Raw genomic sequence first — 18,282 nt, forward strand, 5'->3', positions numbered from 1 at the left:
TGGCTATAGAGAGGGGGAAACGCCCGGTCCCATTCCGAACCCGGAAGCTAAGACCCTCTTCGCTCATAATACTGCATCTTTCAGGTGTGGAAACGTAGGTCGCCGCCTGGCCTTAGAATTTCTCCTTTATTAATAATCACAACCCCTTCTTTTTACAATCACAAATGTTTCTTCTTGCAAATTAAAATCCATCTATTGGCTTTATATTGCTATAACTTAAACATAATTGGCGTATTATAAATAAGTTTTATTTGATAGAATACTCTACTTACTATTTGATTAATACTTATCAATTATAGTATGACCTTTAAAGGAAATTTAATGAATCAACTTGTTTTACCATTAACATTTGAAGATATTAACAATCGTTTTAACGCAGTAGATGTTGATTCAAAAATGATGGAGTTTGTTTCACCAGTTATTGAAACTGAAAAAGAAATTTCAATAATTGCATCTAATATTGATAAATCTGGAAAATTAACTTTTATTTTGGGTCACCCTGGTATTGGAAAGTCAACCTTTTTACATTCTTTAAAATGGCGTAAACATATACCAATACGAGAAGTAATTGATGTTAATGCAAATGATTATTTAGATAATGGTAATCTCAATTCTTTATATGAAAAAATAAATTTTATTTGTAAAAATGAAATAGTAAATAATGACAAAGGTGTATGTGCTATTGTTATTAATTATTTAGAATATTTGGATGAATATGGTGATGAAATTATTAAAGGATTTTTTAGGCGTTTAAACGGTCTATTGCGTGAAAATCCAGTTTTAATTTTGTGGCCTGTAACTGATAAGCATGACGTTGACAAGATGCTTTCGTTTTCTAAGCATGTTTCTGGGACTTTGTATCAACGTGATAAGCAAATTATAAATGTCACTGGTCCTGAGAAAAATGAATATGTAAATATTGCTAAAGCAACAATTAAAGTGCTAAATGATGGTGCAGAGTTATCCGATTTTGGATTAACACATGATGACTTAGTAGAAACATTTAATAATTTTGTAAAACTACCTTCTATTCAGCAAAATCTACGTGAGTATTATTCTCATGTTATATCTAAGTGGGAATCAAATAGTAATTATTTGTCTTCTTTAGAGGACAAAATACCAAAACCAACAGAAATATGGTTTATTTTTCCATTTAAAGAAGCAGAATCTATTGTGAACCAATTTGCTAGAAGAGGAACAAGAATTGATGATGCTTGGACGGCTATTTCAGATAAATTTTCTGATTATATTACTGGTAATACACAAAGAGCAGCAAAATGGAATTCTACAAGATTGCAGCTTGCACTACATGGAGCATTTAAAACTAGAATAATGTATATTCCTACTAATTTAGTTGTTACTTCAGCAGCCACTTTTTCTGATAATGTAGATTTATTAACTCTTATCAATAAGCATACTTTAGATCAACATTGGAAAGATAAAACAGTAACTAAAAAATCTATAATGTCATCTGCTATTTATAAACAGTTAATCAGCGAACAATTTCCAGCAGGCAAACGCAAAGGCGGATTAACAGAACAGGCGCTTATTAAAGCTGATCCAATATATAAAGATATCGTTTCATGGATTAGCTCTGGGGGGTCAGGTAGTGATACTCATTTAAATAAGGCTTTTAGCAAGGGTTTAGAAGCTACTGGTATAAGTAATCTTAAAGTTGAGAAGAAACACCCGTGGATTGATAATATTTTCCCAGACATTCAAATTGATTTAGGACATAAAATTATATGTATTGAATTTCATTATACAAATAAAGATGAGCCTTATATTATTGCTGATTATGTATTGCGTAAATTAGATACGTATATGACACAAATAGAGAATATAAAATAAGTTGAATTATATTTGTCTAAAATTACTATCTCTACAATAGGAGTCATGTATTCAATCTTCACTTTTTAACTTCATTTCCTTTAATCATTTCTCCTGAACGAATGGAGAAGTGTTACAGTTCACCCCAACTCAGAAGAGTGTTGAGCGAGTAAAAAAGAATAAACTTATGTCTGCTATAATTATATAAAAATGAAATCATTTTGAATTCTTGAAGTGGAGAAGTTTTGGATTATAATTTTGAATGGGATTCCAACAAAGCCAAAAGTAATAGTGTAAAACACAAGATTGATTTTGACCGTGCTGTATCCGTGTTCAAAGACAAAAATGCTATCTCCATTTATGATGATGAACACAGTGAGAGCGAGGATCGTTGGGTAACAATCGGCATGGATTATGAAACAAGAACTTTGGTCGTTGTCCATACTTTTATCAGTATTGATGAAAACAATTGTAATATACGAATAATAAGTGCCAGAAAAGCAACGAAAAATGAACAAAAAATATACACGGAGCAATGAGATGAAAAAAGAGTATGATTTTTCAAAAGGTGTTCGCGGGAAATTTTATAATGAAAATGCACGGTTTAATATCCCCGTCTATTTGGAGCCTGAGGTTGAAAGTTTTATCGCCAAACTAGCGAAAGAACAAAAAACAAATATGAGCCAAATCGTCAATGCTCTATTGTTTAAAGACAAAGAACTGATTGAAATGGGAAGTGCACGTTAAGCTTTTACTTTCACCCATTTTCTCAAATATTACGGTATATAAATCTTATCTATCATCTCTTGATATTCTTTGCGACAATCACTCTCAGATGTAATACCACCACCACTTTTATAGACTAACTTTCCATTATTATTTTCGATAAATCGTATCGCAACGGCACTGTAGAGGTTTTTGCCATCACAGTAGCCAAAGACTCCTGTAAAATAACCTCTCTCATATGCTTCTATTTCTTGTATGATTTCTGTCGTTTTTTTCTTGGGTGTACCGCTGATGCTTCCCGCTGGAAGTAGTGATTTGAGGAGTGAGCCGATATTTTTATCCCAATCAGATGCTAATGTGCCGCTAATGTGTGAACTTACCTGATGGAGCGTTTTCTCTCCTGTGTTGATGGTGGTGATGGAACGGAACTCTTCGACCGTGATATTGGTTGCGACAATCCCTAAATCATTGCGGAGTAAATCAACAATCATCGTATGTTCGGCGAACTCTTTGGGGTCGTTTAAAATCGTCTCGATGGCATTGGGGTGAGATGCATCGATGGTTCCTTTCATCGGATAGGTGTGGATTTTTTCTTCTTCGATGATGATAAAGGGTTCGGGTGAAAAACAGACAAAGTGATCTTTTACCCGTAGTTTATAGGGGGCGTGTGCCATAGAGTATATCTCAGCTAACGAGTATGTTGATGTAATCGGTGTCGGCTGTGTGAGGTTTAGGAGATAGCTGTTACCTGCTTTGATATGCTCTTGGACGAGGGAAAATTTATTGTGGTACTCGTGAAAAGAGATGGGTGTATATAGGGGTTTGTGGGGGAGATTGTTAGAGGGGGCTGGGCTATTAAAACTAAACTCAATATCGTGGTTCTCTAGCTTCTCCAGTGGATAGCAATGGAGTTTTGAACCGGTAAAATCGGTATAAAAAAAACAAGGAACCCCTTTTGAGACGAGTTCGCTGAGTCTATCAAACATTAGGCAATGAGTGCTTTTAAGACAGCCATACGGATGGAGACGCCGTTTTTTACTTGTTCGAGCACTTTGCAACGGGAATCTTTGAGAAGAGCATCGTCTATATCAATGTTACGGTGTACGGGTCCTGGATGGAGGATAATGATGTTACGTTTACCCAGTAACTCTTGAGTGATACAAAAATCGCTGGCGTAATCTTTGAGTGAACCGTAGGTTTGGTGAGAGTGTCGTTCGGTTTGGGTGCGTAGCGACATAATCGCATCGACGTTGTCTATGACATCGTGGAGTGAGTGGGTGGTTGGTAGAGAAGTGGTCGGTAAAAAATGTGGAGGGGCTACAAGGGTGATATCCATCCCAAAACGGGTGAGAAGCTCGATGTTACTGTTGGCGACACGCGAGTTTTTGATGTCGCCGACGATAGCGATTTTTTTCCCTTTTATCTCCCCAAAATGTTGTTTGAGGGTGAACAGATCGAGGAGTGCTTGGGTGGGATGAGCATGAGCGCCGTCACCCGCATTGATAATAGAGGCTTTGGTGTGTTCTGCTAGAATATTTGGGACTCCGGCATGGGCATGACGGACAATCATCGCGTGAGGACCCATAGCATCGAGGTTGAGAGCGGTATCGACGAGGCTCTCCCCTTTTTGGGTAGAACTTTTTTGTACATCGAGATGAACCACTTCGGCTCCAAGGCGTTTTGCGGCGATTTCAAACGAGCTTTTGGTGCGGGTAGAGTTTTCAAAAAAGAGGGTGATAATGATTTTTTCCCGTAAAATAGGATCAAAGTGTCCATCGCTAAATTGTAAGGCATCGTTTAAAACGCTATTGATTTGCTCTACTGAAAAGTCATCGGTTCGGATGAGATGTTTCATTCGTTATCCTTAGAGTGTGGTGTAATTTTATCCAATAATGCTTGAGCGAGTGCTGGTGTATTGTGTCCGATAAAGTAGAGGTTTTCAAAACTATTTTTAAAATAGGGGAGAGAGGTTTGTTTAAAGCTCTCATCATCATGTCGGCAGTTAAAAGTCCATAAATAAGGGATGTCTACGTGTGATAATTTCTCTAAATTCAATAGTGTATCGTTGATACATCCAAGTCGGCAATGGGTTACGAGAAGGATAGTAGCGTCAAAATGGGTCGCTAAATCAACCATCATGAGTTTATCATCCAAAGGGGTCATTAACCCTCCCGCCCCCTCTATCAAGACGATATCACACAATTTTTCAATTTTTTCCAACGCATCATCAAAGATTTTAAGATTCAGAGATTTATTTTTATTGGCAACATAGGGTGCGGCAGGAAGTGATAATGCTAAAGTGACGACATCCCCAACCCGTAATGATTTAAGGGCCAGATTGAGGGTTGATGCGTGTTTTAAAAGTAAACTGCCATCGGCAGGTAAACCGTTCACACCTGTCTCGATGGGTTTATAGACTCCGACACGGTAACCCATCTGGGTATAGGCGTCGAGCAACTGAAGGGTAGTATAAGTTTTACCGATATCGGTATTGGTAGCGCTAATAAAAATTCGTTTAGACAAGGTTGGGCTCTTTTAGCTATAATTGGCGACATTTTAATACAGGTTAGATGATGAATCGCTTTGAAGAGTATACAACACAATTTGTTCAGCAAGTAGGAAAAAAAGAGGGACCGATTAGCCCTGTGATGATTAACTCGGCATCCTTTGGGTATGGAGATTGTGAAAACGGTGAGGGAATCTTTGATGGCTCTGTAAAAAAACCGCTTTATTCACGCATGGGAAATCCAACGTCGGCGCAATTGGAGCAGATTTTAGCTCAGATGGACGGTGGTGTTGGTGCGGTCGCGGCATCCAGCGGTATGGGGGCTACGGCGATGGCAACGTTGAGTCTCCTCAAAAGTGGTGATGAAATCATCAGTATCGGTGGATTATTCGGGGGGACGTATTCGTATTTTTCCGAAACGCTGGTGCGTTTTGGGATTATGACGAAATTTTTTGATGTGGACGAATTGGACGCTATCGAAGCTTCTATTACTGATAAAACAAAAATACTTTTTTTAGAGAGTGTCGGAAACCCCAATATGAGACTTCCCGATATACAAGCCATTGCCGCCATTGCCCAACAATATGGGGTGGTATTGATAGTGGATAATACCATTACCCCATTATGTGTCAAACCGATTGCATTGGGTGCCGATATCGTGGTGTATTCGACAACGAAAATTATTACGGGCAATGCGTCTGCTCTGGGTGGGGCGGTTATTTTTCGTGCTATTAATGAAGGAGAGGATAAGTTTAAAACCACTCGATACGGTGAAGTCCATCCGTTTATCAAAAAAATGGGGGCAATGGCGCTCATAGCAAATGCTAAAAAAAGGGCATTACGCGATTTTGGGATGTCGGCAAACGGATTTGGAAGTTACATGACGATGTTAGGGTTAGAGACCTTACCGCTTCGTATGGATAGAATCGTCTCTAGTGTTGAGAAAATAGCCCTTGCGCTCGATAGTGCAGGATTTGCAATCAATCACCCTGTGTTACCAAGTCACCCTCATTATGCTCGTTATAAAGAGCAGTTTTCATCAGGTTGCGGAACATTGTTAACTATCGATATGGGCTCCAAAGAGGCGGCGTTTGCATTTTTAAATTGTTCAAAATTAATCACGATTACCGCCAATATAGGAGATACCAGAACTCTTGGACTTCATATGGCATCGACGATTTATCGTGATTTCGATGATGCTACACGAAAATTTTTAGGGATTACGGAGGGGCTTATCCGAATTTCTATCGGTTTGGAAAACCCTGATGATATTATTAATGACTTTATCCGTGCACGTGGGTAATATTTATGTTAATTATTCCTTTTAAGCCAAAAAAAACGTGAGGCTTGATAAAGTATTTTTTTAAAGCTGAGGATAACCGTGAGTACAAAAACAGAGCATCAACATGAACATTCTTTGGATCTTCGAGAACCAAAAAAATATCATGTCTATTTATTAAATGATGATTATACGTCGATGGAGTTTGTAATCGATATCTTGATGGGGATTTTTCGCAAAAGTTATTCCCAAGCGCATCAGATTATGATGCAAGTGCATCAAAGCGGTCGAGGATTGTGCGGAACCTATTCGTATGAGATTGCGGAGACGAAAATCCATCAGGTGAGCTCGCTGGCACGTGAGAGTGGATATCCGCTAAAAGCGATACTAGAGGAGGCGTCATGATTAGTGCTGAACTCAATACCATTTTTCAAAAGGCGGTGGCATTAGCACGCCATCAGCGACACGAATATCTCACCATAGAGCACGTCATGCTCTCCCTATTAAACTCGGCGGAAGGTGCATCGATTATCCAAACATGCGGTGGTGATATCGAGGTAATCCGCGAATCTTTGGGGCAGTATTTATTGCAAACACTAGAGCCTTTACCCGATGAGGTCAATCAAGAGCCGTTTGAGACGGTGGCGTTAGCGCGGATGATTGATGAGATGATGCGCCATGTTAAAAGTGCTCAAAAACAGCATGCCGATGTGGGGGATTTTATCGCGGCGGTGTATGAAGAACACCATACGTATGCGTGTATGTTGCTCGAAGAGTTTGGGATTACACGGGTTGATTTACTCGAAGCGATTTCACATCGTGAGATAGAGACCGTAGTTGAATCGAATGAAACTGAGGGTGCATTGGCAAAATACGCGATTAATCTCAACGAACAAGCAAAACAAGGGAAAATAGACCCCGTAATCGGACGTGTTAATGAAATCGAACGCTCTATTCAAACCCTTTGCCGTCGTCGAAAAAATAATCCCCTTTTGATTGGAGAACCGGGTGTCGGTAAAACGGCGATTGCAGAGGGATTGGCACTGAGAATACTCTCCGGCGATGTTCCGAAAATCCTCCAAAATGCAGAAATTTTTGCCCTTGATCTGGGGGCGATGTTGGCAGGGACGAAATATCGGGGTGATTTTGAAAAACGGCTCAAAGCGGTAATCGATGAAGCCAAAGAGCACCCTAATGCAGTTTTGTTTATCGATGAAATACATACCATAGTCGGTGCAGGTGCGGTTGGCGGGGGGAGTATGGATGCCTCTAATCAGCTCAAACCGGCACTTGCTTCGGGTACATTAAAATGTATGGGGGCAACGACTCATGCTGAATATCGAAGTGTTTTTGAAAAAGATCGCGCATTAAGCCGACGATTTGCCCGTATCGATGTGAATGAACCTAGCAGTGAAGAGAGTTTTTTAATCCTCAAAGGGCTTAGAGAACGGTATGAAAAACATCACGGGGTAAAATATACCGATAAAGCATTGCGCAGTGCGGTAGAACTCTCTAAAAAATACATTACCGATCGATTTTTACCCGATGTTGCGATTGATTTAATCGATGAAGCGGGAGCTTCTTTTCATCTTCATCATCATAAACGAACCACCGTATCGCATAGTGATATTGAGACGATTATTGCCAAAATGACAGGTGTACCAATCTCTAAAATGTCAGGTGATGATACCCTTAAGCTAGCTGGGTTGGAAGGGGAATTACAATCATTGGTCATCGGACAAAACAGTGCAATTACTCAAGTGGTTCGCTCAATAAAACGCTCATACGCCGGATTGTCACAGCCGAATAAACCGATTGCCTCCTTTTTATTTTCAGGGCCTACGGGGGTTGGAAAAACAGAGCTAGCTAAATCGCTTGCCTTCTGTATGGGAATCCACTTTGAGCGGTTCGATATGTCCGAATACATGGAAAAACACTCGGTGAGTCGTCTTATCGGTGCACCTCCGGGATATGTGGGTTTTGAGCAGGGGGGATTGCTCAGTGAAGCGATTCGTAAACACCCTTATACCGTTTTGTTGCTGGATGAGATTGAGAAAGCCCATCCCGATCTTGTTAATGTATTGCTTCAGGTAATGGACAATGCTACATTGACCGATAATAACGGCTATAAAGCCAATTTTTCCAATGTTGTACTTATTATGACCTCTAATGTAGGAGCAACTGAGCGAACCGTGATGGGATTTAATGCCGACAGTTCCATTTCACGTCATGAAGCATTGAAGAGCTTTTTTACCCCTGAATTTCGTAATCGTCTTGATGCTGTTGTTGAGTTTGCACCGTTGCCGATGTCGGTGGTAGAGGGAATTGTCGATAAATTTATCCGTGAACTCAATATTCAGCTCAAAGCTAAAAAAGTATCCATCGAATTAAGTGCCCGTGCAAAAGGGTATTTAGCCTCTATCGGTTATGATAAAGCAATGGGTGCACGCCCTTTATCGCGCGTGATTCAAGAGAAAATCAAAGATCCGTTAGTCGATGAGGTATTGTTTGGAAAACTCCTCAAAGGTGGCAGTGTGACAATCGATTTTGACGAGATTCTTAGGTTTGATTTTCACTGATTGATGATTCCACGTCTTAATCACCAACTCTCATTTCCACATCCTGCCACAGCATCCGAAGAGGGGATTGTTGCTTATGGCGGTGATCTTTCCCCTTCTCGACTTATGCTAGCGTATCGAAATGGGATTTTTCCTTGGTACGGTGCGGGTGATCCCATACTGTGGTGGTCACCGAACCCACGTCTTATTTTAGAATTGGATGAGTTTAAACTTCACCGCACTCTTCGTAAAAAAATACCTCAATTTGAGGTTCGATTTGACACTGCTTTTTCAGATGTGATTCGTGAATGCTCTTCTGCTCCAAGAGCAGGGCAAAAAGGGAGTTGGCTATTACCTGAAATGGTAGAGGCATACGAAACTCTTCATGCTCTAGGGTATGCACATAGTGTGGAATCGTATCAAAATGGCGTACTGGTTGGCGGATTATACGGTGTGATGGTCGGAAAAATATTTTGCGGTGAGTCGATGTTTGCTAAAGTGAGTGATGCCTCCAAAGTCGCTTTGGCAGTATTGGTCGAACGATTAAAAAAGGAAGGATTTATTTGCATCGATTGTCAAGTACCGACGGCTCATCTTAAAAGTCTGGGGGCTAAAGAGATTTCACGGAATGAATTTTTGGAACGACTTATAGGTGCAAATACCTAAACTGTTATTTCTTTGTGAGTCTAGTCACTATTTTAACTATTTTTTTGGCATAATAATTTTTACTTTTAATAAACTCTTTGGAGCACAACCTTATGTATATCCCTACTGAACGTTTTTCCCTCTGGGCTGATTTTATCGAACGAACATTTTTAGAAGAGGGGTTTAAAGAACTCGTCACAAATGGGATAATTAATGGAGCAACATCGAATCCAGCGATTTTTAAAAGTGCTATTTTGACATCAAGTGCCTATAAAGAGCAGATTGAGACCTTAGTCGATCTGACTCCAAAAGAGAAATATGAGGCAATCGCTATTTATGATATTCAAAAAGCAGCCGATATTTTGCGCCCTTTATATAATGTAGGAGATGATGGGTATGTAAGCATCGAAGTTGATCCATTTTTGTGTGATGATGCCGATGCTACGATCGCAGAGGGGATTCGATTGTTTGAAACAATTAGTAGACCTAATGTAATGATTAAAGTTCCTGCAACGGAGGCGGGATATAGCGCAATGGAAGTATTGGCTGCGCAAGGTATCCCTGTTAATGCAACATTGATTTTCTCATTACAGCAAGCATTGAAGTGTGCAGAAGCTTTTGCGCTTGCAGCATCTAAAAGTGGCGATGTTGTGGATACTGTAATCAGTGTATTTGTCAGTCGAATAGATCGTGCTATTGATGAAAAACTTATTGCATCAAAGATTGAACCGGGATTGATGGGGATTATGAATGCTGCGGAGATTTATAATCATGTAGAAGAATTACATATTCCAAAATGTCGAATTCTTTTTGCCAGCACCGGTGTAAAAGGGGATGATTTGCGGGCATCATATTACATCGATGAGTTACTTGCATCCAATAGTGTTAATACTGCACCTATTGCTACGATTGAAGCATATGTTGCACGGGGAGATAAGATGATAAAGTTACCTCTAAGTTATGAAAAGATAGATGCACATAAAGTAAAAGTGACCAATGCAGGTGTTGATATGGATCGCGTTATTGAGGTACAGATTCAAGAAGGTTTAGATGCCTTTAAAGTAGCGTTTACAGAAATTTTGAGTGCATTGGAGTAGAAAAAATGGAAGAACAGTATCATATAAATGTAGAAGAACTAAAATTTGATGTACTTAAAAAAATACGGGGATATTTGCGCCGTATGGTGGATGCGGGTGGAAGTGATTTGCATATTAAAGCAAACGGAGTCGTCAGAGCAAGGGTTAATGGTGAGGTAATTCCCCTCTCCGGTGAGATATTTTCAAAAGAAGATGCGTTGACGTTTGCAAAAGAGCTTTTACGATCAAGATTTCATGAGTTGGTGGAAAAGAAAGAGCTCGATTTAGTTTACCCTTTTGATGAACAGACACGTTTTCGTATTAATATCTTTTTTCAAATGGAAGGGATATCAGCAGTATTTCGTCTGATCCCGGTGAAGATTTTAACCATAGATGAGCTCAATTTACCACAGATTGTCCACAGTTTTCCTCAAATGGAACGTGGGTTGGTTTTGGTAACAGGGGTTACTGGTAGTGGTAAATCAACGACACTTGCTGCAATTATTAATGAGATTAATTGGAATAAGCGTAAGCATATTATCACCATTGAAGATCCGATCGAGTTTGTTCATAAAGATCGAAAATGTATTGTTAATCAACGCAGTATTGGGCAAGATACTCACAGTTTTGGTGCCGCATTACGTGCTGCGTTACGTGAAGATCCTGATATTATCCTTGTCGGGGAGATGCGTGATATGGAAACAATCGAAATTGCACTTCATGCTGCCGATACAGGACATTTGGTTTTTTCAACCTTGCATACTTTGGATGCGAAAGAGACAATTAACCGTATTGTTTCTGTATTTCCATCGGTTGAACAAAATCGTGTCCGCATAACGCTCTCATCGGTTATTAAAGGGGTAATTTCTCAACGACTGATTCCTACAGTAGATGGGAAACGTGCGGCAGCGTTAGAAGTGCTGGTACGTACGTCACGTATAGAGCAATTGATAGCAGAAAATCGTGATATTGAGATTCCGGATACGATTGCTGAGGGGAAAGAGCTTTATGGATCGCAAACATTCGATCAAGGTATATTAGATCTCTACCTTTCTGGGCGTATTAGCCGTGAAGAAGCGTTGAATTATGCAACATCACCGTCGGATCTAAAGCTGAAAATGGAAGGCCTTGCTGGTGTAATTGACAAAAACCAACTTAATAAAGAAGATGAACCGAAAGAGTTTACTGAACATGAAGTATTTGCCCTTAAAAGGTAAATGATATTTATAATATTTTAAACAAATTTTAAGTACAATTCGCCTCATTTTATTTTTGAAGGACACATTATGCTAGAAGGCATTCTTAGAGAGAGTATTGGCAAGCCGGTTACAAAAGGGCTTCGTCGTGATGGTTATCTTATTGCCAACATCTATGGAAAAGGGCTTGAAAATATTCATGCTGCGTTCAAAATGAACGACTTTATCCGTACTGTACGTAACAAAGAGAGCGTTGCATTTCCTGTGAGTATTGCAGGTAATGAGATGAACCTTGTAGTTCAAGGGTATGAGTCTCACCCCGTTTCTGGAAACTTGTTACACGTAGATTTGATGGTAGCACAACCAGGTGTCGTAACCCATTATCATATCCCTGTTAAACCTGTTGGAAGTCCAATCGGTTTGAAAAACAAAGGGATGTTGTTTGTGGCTAAAAAACGCCTTCGCGTAAAAGCAGCGATTGAGAATATTCCTAACTTCATTGAAATCAATGTTGCACCACTTGATTTGGGTGATTCTGTATTGGTTCGAGATCTTCCACGTATCGAAAACGTTACATTTACCGATTCTGAGCGTGTAGCGGTTCTCAGCGTTATCAAAGCGAAATAATCATGCTAATCGTCGGACTGGGAAATCCCGGCTCGGCATACACATCCACCCGTCATAATATCGGGTTTATGGTGATTGATGAATTGTGCCGTCGACATAGTGTTCACGATGTTTCAAAGAGCTCTTTTGATGGAGAGTTGTTTAAAATGAGTGGACATTTTCTCCTCAAACCTACTACTTATATGAATCTCTCCGGTAAATCAATCCTTGCGGTTAAAAATTTTTATAAAATTGATGATGTCATTATTATACACGATGATTTAGACCTCCCTTTCGGTGCTCTTCGTTTTAAACATGGCGGAGGACATGGCGGTCATAATGGACTGAAATCTGCGGATAGTGTTTTAACCCCAGCATATACACGTGTACGAATGGGGATAGGGAAGCCTGAACATAAATCGCAAGTTGCGGATTATGTATTGCACCCTTTTTCAACACAAGAGCAAGGAATTTTGAAGGGATGGATTTCTAAAGCTGCCGATGCTGTTGAGTTATTATTAATTTCTCCTCTTGAAGAGGTCTCATCAAAGTGTTCTCTCAAAGCTTTAGAGGTATAATAAAAGTAATACACGTAGTTTAATAAATGGATTTGGTATGCTTTTTTTTAAAACAATAGCGTTTTTATATCTTCGTTATTGTTTCATCATACTGATTGCCCTTACTGGTTTTATGGTGGGTTTTGATATGATGAACAATAGTGAGGGGCTCCCTCATTCTGCCAATTTATTAATTTTATACAGCCTCTATAAATGGCTCTATGCCCTCGATATGATGTTACCTATTACGTTAGTATTTGCATTTATAGCAACTATCATAGAGCTGATTCGTTCCAATGCACTTACCTCTTTTTATGCCCTAGGCTATTCACGATTTAAAGTATTGTTTCCTATTTTAACAATAAGTATATCGATATTATTTTGCTATATTGCTGCACATACTACCTCTTTTGCCCGTGCAAACGAATATGCAGATAATCTGCGGGACAGCTCACAATTTTTGATACCGACAAATAACCTTTTTTTTACTCATGAGGGAAATTATATCTATTTTGGGACACTCAATCCATTGACACAACAAGCACATAATATTCGAGTATTTACCTTTCATAATGGGACACTTAAGGAGGCATTAAGTGGTGAAGAGGCTTATTACGCTGATCATTATTGGAATATTCCCAATGCGCATTCGTTAAGACCTCCTGAAGATTTAGATTTAGAATCTTCGGCAGTTGAGATAAAAGATCTTAAAAATATCCGTGTTTTACACAACTTTCGTCCTAAAATTTTGGATCAGATTTATGAGGGCAAGGTAAATTATACGATTATTGATGCTTTGGATGCTATGAATCTCTTGGAAAAACAAAATATTGATCTCTCAAAAGTAAAAAGCTCGTTGTACCGTAATTTTGTCACCCCTTGGTTTGCTTTGATTATGATAGTAGTGATCTATGCAGTTGCCCCTATTAGTCCTCGGTTCGCGAATCTTTCGTTGTACAGTTTCGGAGCTATTCTCATTACATTAATCGTCTGGGGTCTTTTATTTATGAGTGGAGAACTCGCTAATAATAAAACACTCTCCCCTGAAACCGGAATTTTAGTTCCAATCGGTTTATTGGGAATTTTTAGCACACTTTATCTAAGCTCATTTTGGATAAAATCGCGAATAAATTTAATTCAAAAAGGGTGATGCGTGATACCATTTGAATCGTTAGCACAAACCTATCAAACTCCTTTGTATCTTTATGATTTTGATGCGATGAGTGAACAATATGAAAAACTCAAAGAGGCATTTCGAGGACGTAAATCGATTTTGGCGTATGCGGTGAAAGCCAATTCCAATCTTAGTGTTATTAAACATTTTGCTTCGTTGGGCTCGGGTGCCGATTGTGTCTCTATCGGAGAGGTGCGCCGTGCATTAATGGCGGGAGTTCCGCCGTATCGTATTTTATTTAGCGGTGTCGGTAAGCGTGATGATGAGATTCGTGAAGCGATTGAGAGCGATATATTGTATATCAATGTCGAGAGTGAGGGCGAACTGGATCGTGTTGAGATGGTAGCGCGTGAATTAGGTAAAACTGCCCGCATTAGTGTCCGTGTGAATCCAAATATTGACCCTAAAACACATCCGTATATCTCTACCGGATTACACGATAATAAATTCGGGGTAGAGATTAATGCCGCAAAACGGATGTATATCAAAGCGAAAAATTCCGATCACTTAGATCCTGTAGGGATCCACTTTCACATTGGAAGCCAATTAACGGAACTAGAGCCGATTTACGAAGCGGCAGTCATTGTTGCCGATTTGATGCGTTCACTCAGTGCGATTGACGTCAATCTTAAATTTTTTGATATCGGTGGGGGGTTGGGTGTCCGTTATAACGAAGAGATTACGATTGAACCCTATGAGTACGCACAAGCGATTTTAGGTGCGCTCAAAGGGCTTGATGTAACGGTTATTTGTGAGCCGGGACGATTTTTAACGGCAAATGCCGGTTATTTTTTGACAAAAGTTTTGTATGAAAAGCAAAATGGTTCCAAACGGTTCGTGGTGGTTGATGGTGCGATGAATGATTTGATCCGTCCGAGTTTATACAAAGCGTATCACCGTATTGAAGCCTTAGACAAAGAGGGTGAACTATCGCTAGCAGATGTCGTAGGACCGGTGTGTGAAAGCGGTGACTTTTTAGCCAAAGATTATCCGTTGCCACGACTAAATCATAATGATCTTTTGGTCGTTCATAGTGCCGGAGCTTATGGATTTGGAATGGGGAGTAACTACAATACGCGAGGTCGCTCCGCAGAGATAGCGTTTCAAAACGGTGAGGGGCGATTAATCCGTCAACGTGAAAGTTTCGATGATATTATAGCTCTAGAGCGTGAGTACCTATAATGTATTTTATTGACGTACAGGGGACATTGATAGACGATCATACCAAACTTCCGATTCGTGGTGCGGTAGAGTTTATCGATCATTTAAATAGTTCAAAAATCCCCTATATGGTCATCACTAACAGCACTAAAAATCCTAGCGTAGAATTTTTAGCGTATCTCAATTCCATCGGACTCAATATCCCTCAACGCCATTATTTGGATCCATTGATGGTTTTAGAAGAACATATTGCCAAAAATGAAACAATAGCGGCGTATGGTTCAGACGAATTTTTAAATGTTCTCAAATCGATGGGATACGCTCTCGATTTTGCCTCTCCAGATGTTGTTTTAATCGCTATTAAAGAGAATTTCACTTCTGATGAATATGCCCAAATGATTGAGTTTATATTGGGCGGTGCAAAGCTTATCGGTATGCATGAAACATCATTGTATGCAAAAAATCATAAACGTTATCCCGGAGTAGGGGCAATTTTAAAAATGGTCGAATTTGCAACACAACGTTCCTATACGGTGGTTGGAAAACCGAGTAGAGCTTTTTTTAAGGCGTCATTGGAAGGGTTGAATCAGCAAGGGGTGCATCACAGTTTTTCGGATGTGACTATTATTAGTGATGATGTAACCGGTGATATTCTCCCCGCGCAAGAGTTAGGGATGAAGGGTGTATTCGTCCTAAGCGGTAAATACCGCGTGGCTGAGGAGATTATTCCCAATTTAAAAGTGCAACCTGATGCAATTTATGCGGATATGCAAGCAGTACTGGAGAGTCTATGAAAACATTAGAAGAGTGTCGAGAGATTATTGATGCATTGGATAATGAGGTTATCCAACTTTTAAATCGTCGTATGGAAGTGGTACGACGAGTCGGTGAGATAAAGCATCAAAATAATGGTGCAGTCTATCGTCCGGAGCGGGAAAAAGCGATTGTCGATCGTTTAAGCAAATTGAGCCATGATGCGGGGGGGCTACTCAACGCACAAGCAATAGAGGCTATTTTTTTAGAAATATTTGCTGTTGCCCGTAATCTTGAGTTACCTGAAAAAATAGCTTATCTTGGGCCAGAGGGGAGTTTCACCCATCAAGCGGCGGAATCACGTTTTGGTGCGATGAGCGATTATCTCTCATTAGGCTCTATTGATGCCGTTTTTAAAACGCTTGAAGCTTCCCGTGCGAAATTCGGAGTTGTCCCTATCGAGAATTCTCGTGATGGCGTTGTGGGAGAAACACTCGATTTACTGGGCAAAAGCAGCGTTAAAATTGTGGCAGAACTCTATATGCCGATTCATATGGCATTTGCGAGCAAAGCTGAAAAGGTACACCATATCAAACGAATCTATTCCAAAGATAAAGGGTTTGGTCAGTGTCGAGAATTTCTACAAGAACACGGCCTTGATCGGGTAGAGCATATACCTGTAGAATCAACAGCAAAAGCGGCAGTTTTAGCATCAAAAGATCCTGAATCGGCTGCAATATGTTCCCATATCGCGGCAAAATTATACGGCGTTCCGACACTGTTTGAAAACATCGAAGATACCCATAATAATGCGACCCGTTTTTTTATTTTGAGTGATTTTAAAAATGCTCCGAGCGGTCAGGATAAAACATCAATATTGGTTCGATTGAAAGATGCCCAAGAATCGGGTGCATTGTTTCACTTTTTGGAAGATTTTAACAAAGCGCGCATTAATCTTAGTAAAATTGAGAGTCGTCCTGCACGGGATAATGAAGGGTTTGGGTACTGGTTCTTTATCGATTTCTTTGGTCATATTGATGAAGAAAAAGTTAATGAAATAATGGTTAAACATACCGATGAAGTGACATGGCTTGGAAGCTACGTAAAAGGAGAATTATGAAATTTAATAGCACATTAGACTCGATTAAAAGTTATGAAGCGGGTAAGCCGATTGAGTTAGTGGTTCGTGAATACGGTATCAACAAAGAGGATATCGTCAAACTAGCAAGTAATGAAAATCCGTTTGGATGTTCCCCGAAAGTAAAAGAGGCGGTACGTTCAATTATCGACAATATGGCACTCTATCCTGATGATTCAATGGTCAAACTTAAAACAGCTTTATCCAATAAATACGGCATTAAAAGTAATGAATTAATCATCGGTGCAGGAAGCGATCAGGTGATAGAATTTGCTATTCATGCCAAAGCACATGAAGGTTCTTGTGTTTTGATGAACAGCGTAACGTTTGCCATGTATGAAATCTATGCAAAACAAGTGGGTGCACAAATCATCCGTACCGCATCTCGCGAACATAAAATGGAGGAGTTCTATACTCTGTATTTGGAACATAAGCCTTCTATTATTTTTCTTTGTACCCCTAATAATCCTACCGGTGATGGGCTATTGGCTGAGGAAATGCTCGCTTTTATCGATAAAATTGATAACGATACACTCGTCATTATCGATGGTGCGTATATGGAATATGCCCGTTTTAAAGATACTGCTTATGCCGTGGAACCACGTGATTTGGTTGCAAAATATGAGAATGTTTTGTTTTTAGGAACATTTTCAAAAGCGTATGGATTAGGGGGGATGCGTGTTGGATATGGTATCGCGTCAGCGCCTATTATCGAGGCACTTTATAAAGTCCGTCCGCCGTTTAATATTACTACACTCTCTCTTGAAGCAGCATCGGTTGCTCTTGAAGATGAGGCGTTTGTTCAAGAATGTATTGCGGATAATTTTAAAGAGATGGCTCGATATGAAGAGTTCGCAAGCGTAAAGGGGATCGATGTGATTGAGAGTTATACCAATTTCGTCACTTTATCGCTTCCTGAAGAAAAAAATTCATCAAAAATTGCGCAAGAACTCTTAAAAAAGGGTATGATTGTACGTGATTTAAGCAGTTACGGATTGAACGCAATTCGCGTAACCATTGGTACATCGGCTCAAAATGACCGATTCTTTCAACTAACAGAACCTTTATTGTAAAGTA

Annotated in this window: 19 protein-coding genes and 1 rRNA gene; 17 read left to right on the top strand and 3 right to left on the bottom strand. The window is 39.7% G+C overall.

The window, feature by feature from the left end; translation table 11 throughout:
* The 4 genes from rrf to PHC76_RS02565 all read left to right on the top strand — a co-directional run.
* Nucleotides 1–111 (top strand): 5S ribosomal RNA (gene rrf / locus PHC76_RS02550); the annotation flags it as partial.
* A gap of 210 nt (nucleotides 112–321) precedes the next feature.
* Nucleotides 322–1,851 (top strand): hypothetical protein, encoded by a 1,530-nt coding sequence (locus tag PHC76_RS02555; RefSeq protein WP_299973262.1) that lies wholly within the window; start codon nucleotides 322–324, stop codon nucleotides 1,849–1,851.
* A gap of 224 nt (nucleotides 1,852–2,075) precedes the next feature.
* Nucleotides 2,076–2,369 (top strand): BrnT family toxin, encoded by a 294-nt coding sequence (locus PHC76_RS02560; protein ID WP_299973259.1) that lies wholly within the window; start codon nucleotides 2,076–2,078, stop codon nucleotides 2,367–2,369.
* 1 nt (nucleotide 2,370) lies between these two features.
* Nucleotides 2,371–2,577 (top strand): hypothetical protein, encoded by a 207-nt coding sequence (locus PHC76_RS02565; RefSeq protein ID WP_299973256.1) that lies wholly within the window; start codon nucleotides 2,371–2,373, stop codon nucleotides 2,575–2,577.
* Nucleotides 2,578–2,606: 29 nt separating this feature from the next.
* Here PHC76_RS02565 and PHC76_RS02570 read toward each other — a convergent pair whose 3' ends face one another.
* From PHC76_RS02570 to bioD, 3 genes are read right to left on the bottom strand one after another with little or no spacing between them, the layout of a single operon-like run.
* Nucleotides 2,607–3,542 carry an aminodeoxychorismate synthase component I gene (locus PHC76_RS02570; protein WP_299973253.1) on the bottom strand — a complete coding sequence of 312 codons (936 nt, stop codon included), beginning with the start codon at nucleotides 3,540–3,542 and terminating at the stop codon, nucleotides 2,607–2,609.
* Nucleotides 3,542–4,411 carry an aspartate carbamoyltransferase catalytic subunit gene (locus PHC76_RS02575; protein ID WP_299973250.1) on the bottom strand — a complete coding sequence of 290 codons (870 nt, stop codon included), beginning with the start codon at nucleotides 4,409–4,411 and terminating at the stop codon, nucleotides 3,542–3,544. Before PHC76_RS02575 ends, PHC76_RS02570 begins: the two co-directional genes overlap by 1 nt.
* Entirely contained in the window at nucleotides 4,408–5,079 is a 672-nt protein-coding gene (gene bioD / locus PHC76_RS02580) for a dethiobiotin synthase (protein WP_299973247.1), read from the bottom strand. The genes PHC76_RS02575 and bioD overlap by 4 nt, the downstream gene beginning before the upstream one ends.
* Nucleotides 5,080–5,126: 47 nt before the next feature.
* On the opposite strand from bioD, the gene PHC76_RS02585 reads away from it, so the two are divergent.
* From PHC76_RS02585 to hisC, 13 genes are all read left to right on the top strand, one after another.
* Nucleotides 5,127–6,365, top strand: coding sequence for an aminotransferase class I/II-fold pyridoxal phosphate-dependent enzyme (locus tag PHC76_RS02585; protein ID WP_299973244.1), 1,239 nt, complete (start codon nucleotides 5,127–5,129; stop codon nucleotides 6,363–6,365).
* Nucleotides 6,366–6,443: 78 nt separating this feature from the next.
* On the top strand, nucleotides 6,444–6,746 hold the full coding sequence (locus PHC76_RS02590) for an ATP-dependent Clp protease adaptor ClpS (protein ID WP_299973241.1): 303 nt from the start codon (nucleotides 6,444–6,446) through the stop codon (nucleotides 6,744–6,746).
* Entirely contained in the window at nucleotides 6,743–8,920 is a 2,178-nt protein-coding gene (gene clpA / locus PHC76_RS02595; RefSeq protein ID WP_299973237.1) for an ATP-dependent Clp protease ATP-binding subunit ClpA, read from the top strand. The genes PHC76_RS02590 and clpA overlap by 4 nt, the downstream gene beginning before the upstream one ends.
* A gap of 3 nt (nucleotides 8,921–8,923) precedes the next feature.
* A complete protein-coding gene (gene aat, locus PHC76_RS02600; protein WP_299973234.1) occupies nucleotides 8,924–9,565 on the top strand; it encodes a leucyl/phenylalanyl-tRNA--protein transferase in 642 nt (213 codons plus the stop codon).
* Nucleotides 9,566–9,657: 92 nt separating this feature from the next.
* Nucleotides 9,658–10,641 carry a transaldolase gene (locus tag PHC76_RS02605; RefSeq protein WP_299973231.1) on the top strand — a complete coding sequence of 328 codons (984 nt, stop codon included), beginning with the start codon at nucleotides 9,658–9,660 and terminating at the stop codon, nucleotides 10,639–10,641.
* 5 nt (nucleotides 10,642–10,646) lie between these two features.
* On the top strand, nucleotides 10,647–11,837 hold the full coding sequence (locus PHC76_RS02610; protein WP_299973229.1) for a type IV pilus twitching motility protein PilT: 1,191 nt from the start codon (nucleotides 10,647–10,649) through the stop codon (nucleotides 11,835–11,837).
* Nucleotides 11,838–11,906: 69 nt separating this feature from the next.
* On the top strand, nucleotides 11,907–12,443 hold the full coding sequence (locus PHC76_RS02615; protein WP_299973226.1) for a 50S ribosomal protein L25/general stress protein Ctc: 537 nt from the start codon (nucleotides 11,907–11,909) through the stop codon (nucleotides 12,441–12,443).
* A 2-nt stretch (nucleotides 12,444–12,445) separates the two neighbouring features.
* Nucleotides 12,446–13,000 carry an aminoacyl-tRNA hydrolase gene (gene pth / locus PHC76_RS02620; RefSeq protein WP_299973223.1) on the top strand — a complete coding sequence of 185 codons (555 nt, stop codon included), beginning with the start codon at nucleotides 12,446–12,448 and terminating at the stop codon, nucleotides 12,998–13,000.
* 37 nt (nucleotides 13,001–13,037) lie between these two features.
* Nucleotides 13,038–14,129, top strand: a complete 1,092-nt coding sequence (locus PHC76_RS02625) for an LptF/LptG family permease (protein WP_299973220.1) — start codon at nucleotides 13,038–13,040, stop codon at nucleotides 14,127–14,129.
* A gap of 3 nt (nucleotides 14,130–14,132) precedes the next feature.
* A complete protein-coding gene (gene lysA / locus PHC76_RS02630) occupies nucleotides 14,133–15,335 on the top strand; it encodes a diaminopimelate decarboxylase (RefSeq protein WP_299973218.1) in 1,203 nt (400 codons plus the stop codon).
* Nucleotides 15,335–16,108 (top strand): HAD-IIA family hydrolase, encoded by a 774-nt coding sequence (locus PHC76_RS02635; RefSeq protein ID WP_299973215.1) that lies wholly within the window; start codon nucleotides 15,335–15,337, stop codon nucleotides 16,106–16,108. Before lysA ends, PHC76_RS02635 begins: the two co-directional genes overlap by 1 nt.
* Complete coding sequence (pheA, locus tag PHC76_RS02640; RefSeq protein ID WP_299973212.1) at nucleotides 16,105–17,187, top strand: prephenate dehydratase; 1,083 nt, start codon at nucleotides 16,105–16,107, stop codon at nucleotides 17,185–17,187. Before PHC76_RS02635 ends, pheA begins: the two co-directional genes overlap by 4 nt.
* Nucleotides 17,184–18,278, top strand: a complete 1,095-nt coding sequence (gene hisC, locus PHC76_RS02645; protein WP_299973209.1) for a histidinol-phosphate transaminase — start codon at nucleotides 17,184–17,186, stop codon at nucleotides 18,276–18,278. Before pheA ends, hisC begins: the two co-directional genes overlap by 4 nt.
* The last annotated feature ends 4 nt before the right edge of the window (nucleotides 18,279–18,282 follow it).

Source organism: Sulfuricurvum sp. (genome assembly GCF_028710345.1).
GTDB lineage: Bacteria > Campylobacterota > Campylobacteria > Campylobacterales > Sulfurimonadaceae > Sulfuricurvum.

Excerpts from the sequence above, each read along its gene's own strand:
- PHC76_RS02555 (WP_299973262.1), top strand. The coding sequence starts at position 322 with ATGAATCAACTTGTTTTACCATTAACATTTGAAGATATTAACAATCGT.
- PHC76_RS02565 (WP_299973256.1), top strand. The coding sequence starts at position 2,371 with ATGAAAAAAGAGTATGATTTTTCAAAAGGTGTTCGCGGGAAATTTTAT.
- PHC76_RS02570 (WP_299973253.1), bottom strand. The coding sequence starts at position 3,542 with ATGTTTGATAGACTCAGCGAACTCGTCTCAAAAGGGGTTCCTTGTTTT.
- PHC76_RS02575 (WP_299973250.1), bottom strand. The coding sequence starts at position 4,411 with ATGAAACATCTCATCCGAACCGATGACTTTTCAGTAGAGCAAATCAAT.
- PHC76_RS02585 (WP_299973244.1), top strand. The coding sequence starts at position 5,127 with ATGATGAATCGCTTTGAAGAGTATACAACACAATTTGTTCAGCAAGTA.
- clpA (WP_299973237.1), top strand. The coding sequence starts at position 6,743 with ATGATTAGTGCTGAACTCAATACCATTTTTCAAAAGGCGGTGGCATTA.
- aat (WP_299973234.1), top strand. The coding sequence starts at position 8,924 with ATGATTCCACGTCTTAATCACCAACTCTCATTTCCACATCCTGCCACA.
- PHC76_RS02605 (WP_299973231.1), top strand. The coding sequence starts at position 9,658 with ATGTATATCCCTACTGAACGTTTTTCCCTCTGGGCTGATTTTATCGAA.
- PHC76_RS02610 (WP_299973229.1), top strand. The coding sequence starts at position 10,647 with ATGGAAGAACAGTATCATATAAATGTAGAAGAACTAAAATTTGATGTA.
- PHC76_RS02615 (WP_299973226.1), top strand. The coding sequence starts at position 11,907 with ATGCTAGAAGGCATTCTTAGAGAGAGTATTGGCAAGCCGGTTACAAAA.
- pth (WP_299973223.1), top strand. The coding sequence starts at position 12,446 with ATGCTAATCGTCGGACTGGGAAATCCCGGCTCGGCATACACATCCACC.
- PHC76_RS02625 (WP_299973220.1), top strand. The coding sequence starts at position 13,038 with ATGCTTTTTTTTAAAACAATAGCGTTTTTATATCTTCGTTATTGTTTC.
- PHC76_RS02635 (WP_299973215.1), top strand. The coding sequence starts at position 15,335 with ATGTATTTTATTGACGTACAGGGGACATTGATAGACGATCATACCAAA.
- pheA (WP_299973212.1), top strand. The coding sequence starts at position 16,105 with ATGAAAACATTAGAAGAGTGTCGAGAGATTATTGATGCATTGGATAAT.
- hisC (WP_299973209.1), top strand. The coding sequence starts at position 17,184 with ATGAAATTTAATAGCACATTAGACTCGATTAAAAGTTATGAAGCGGGT.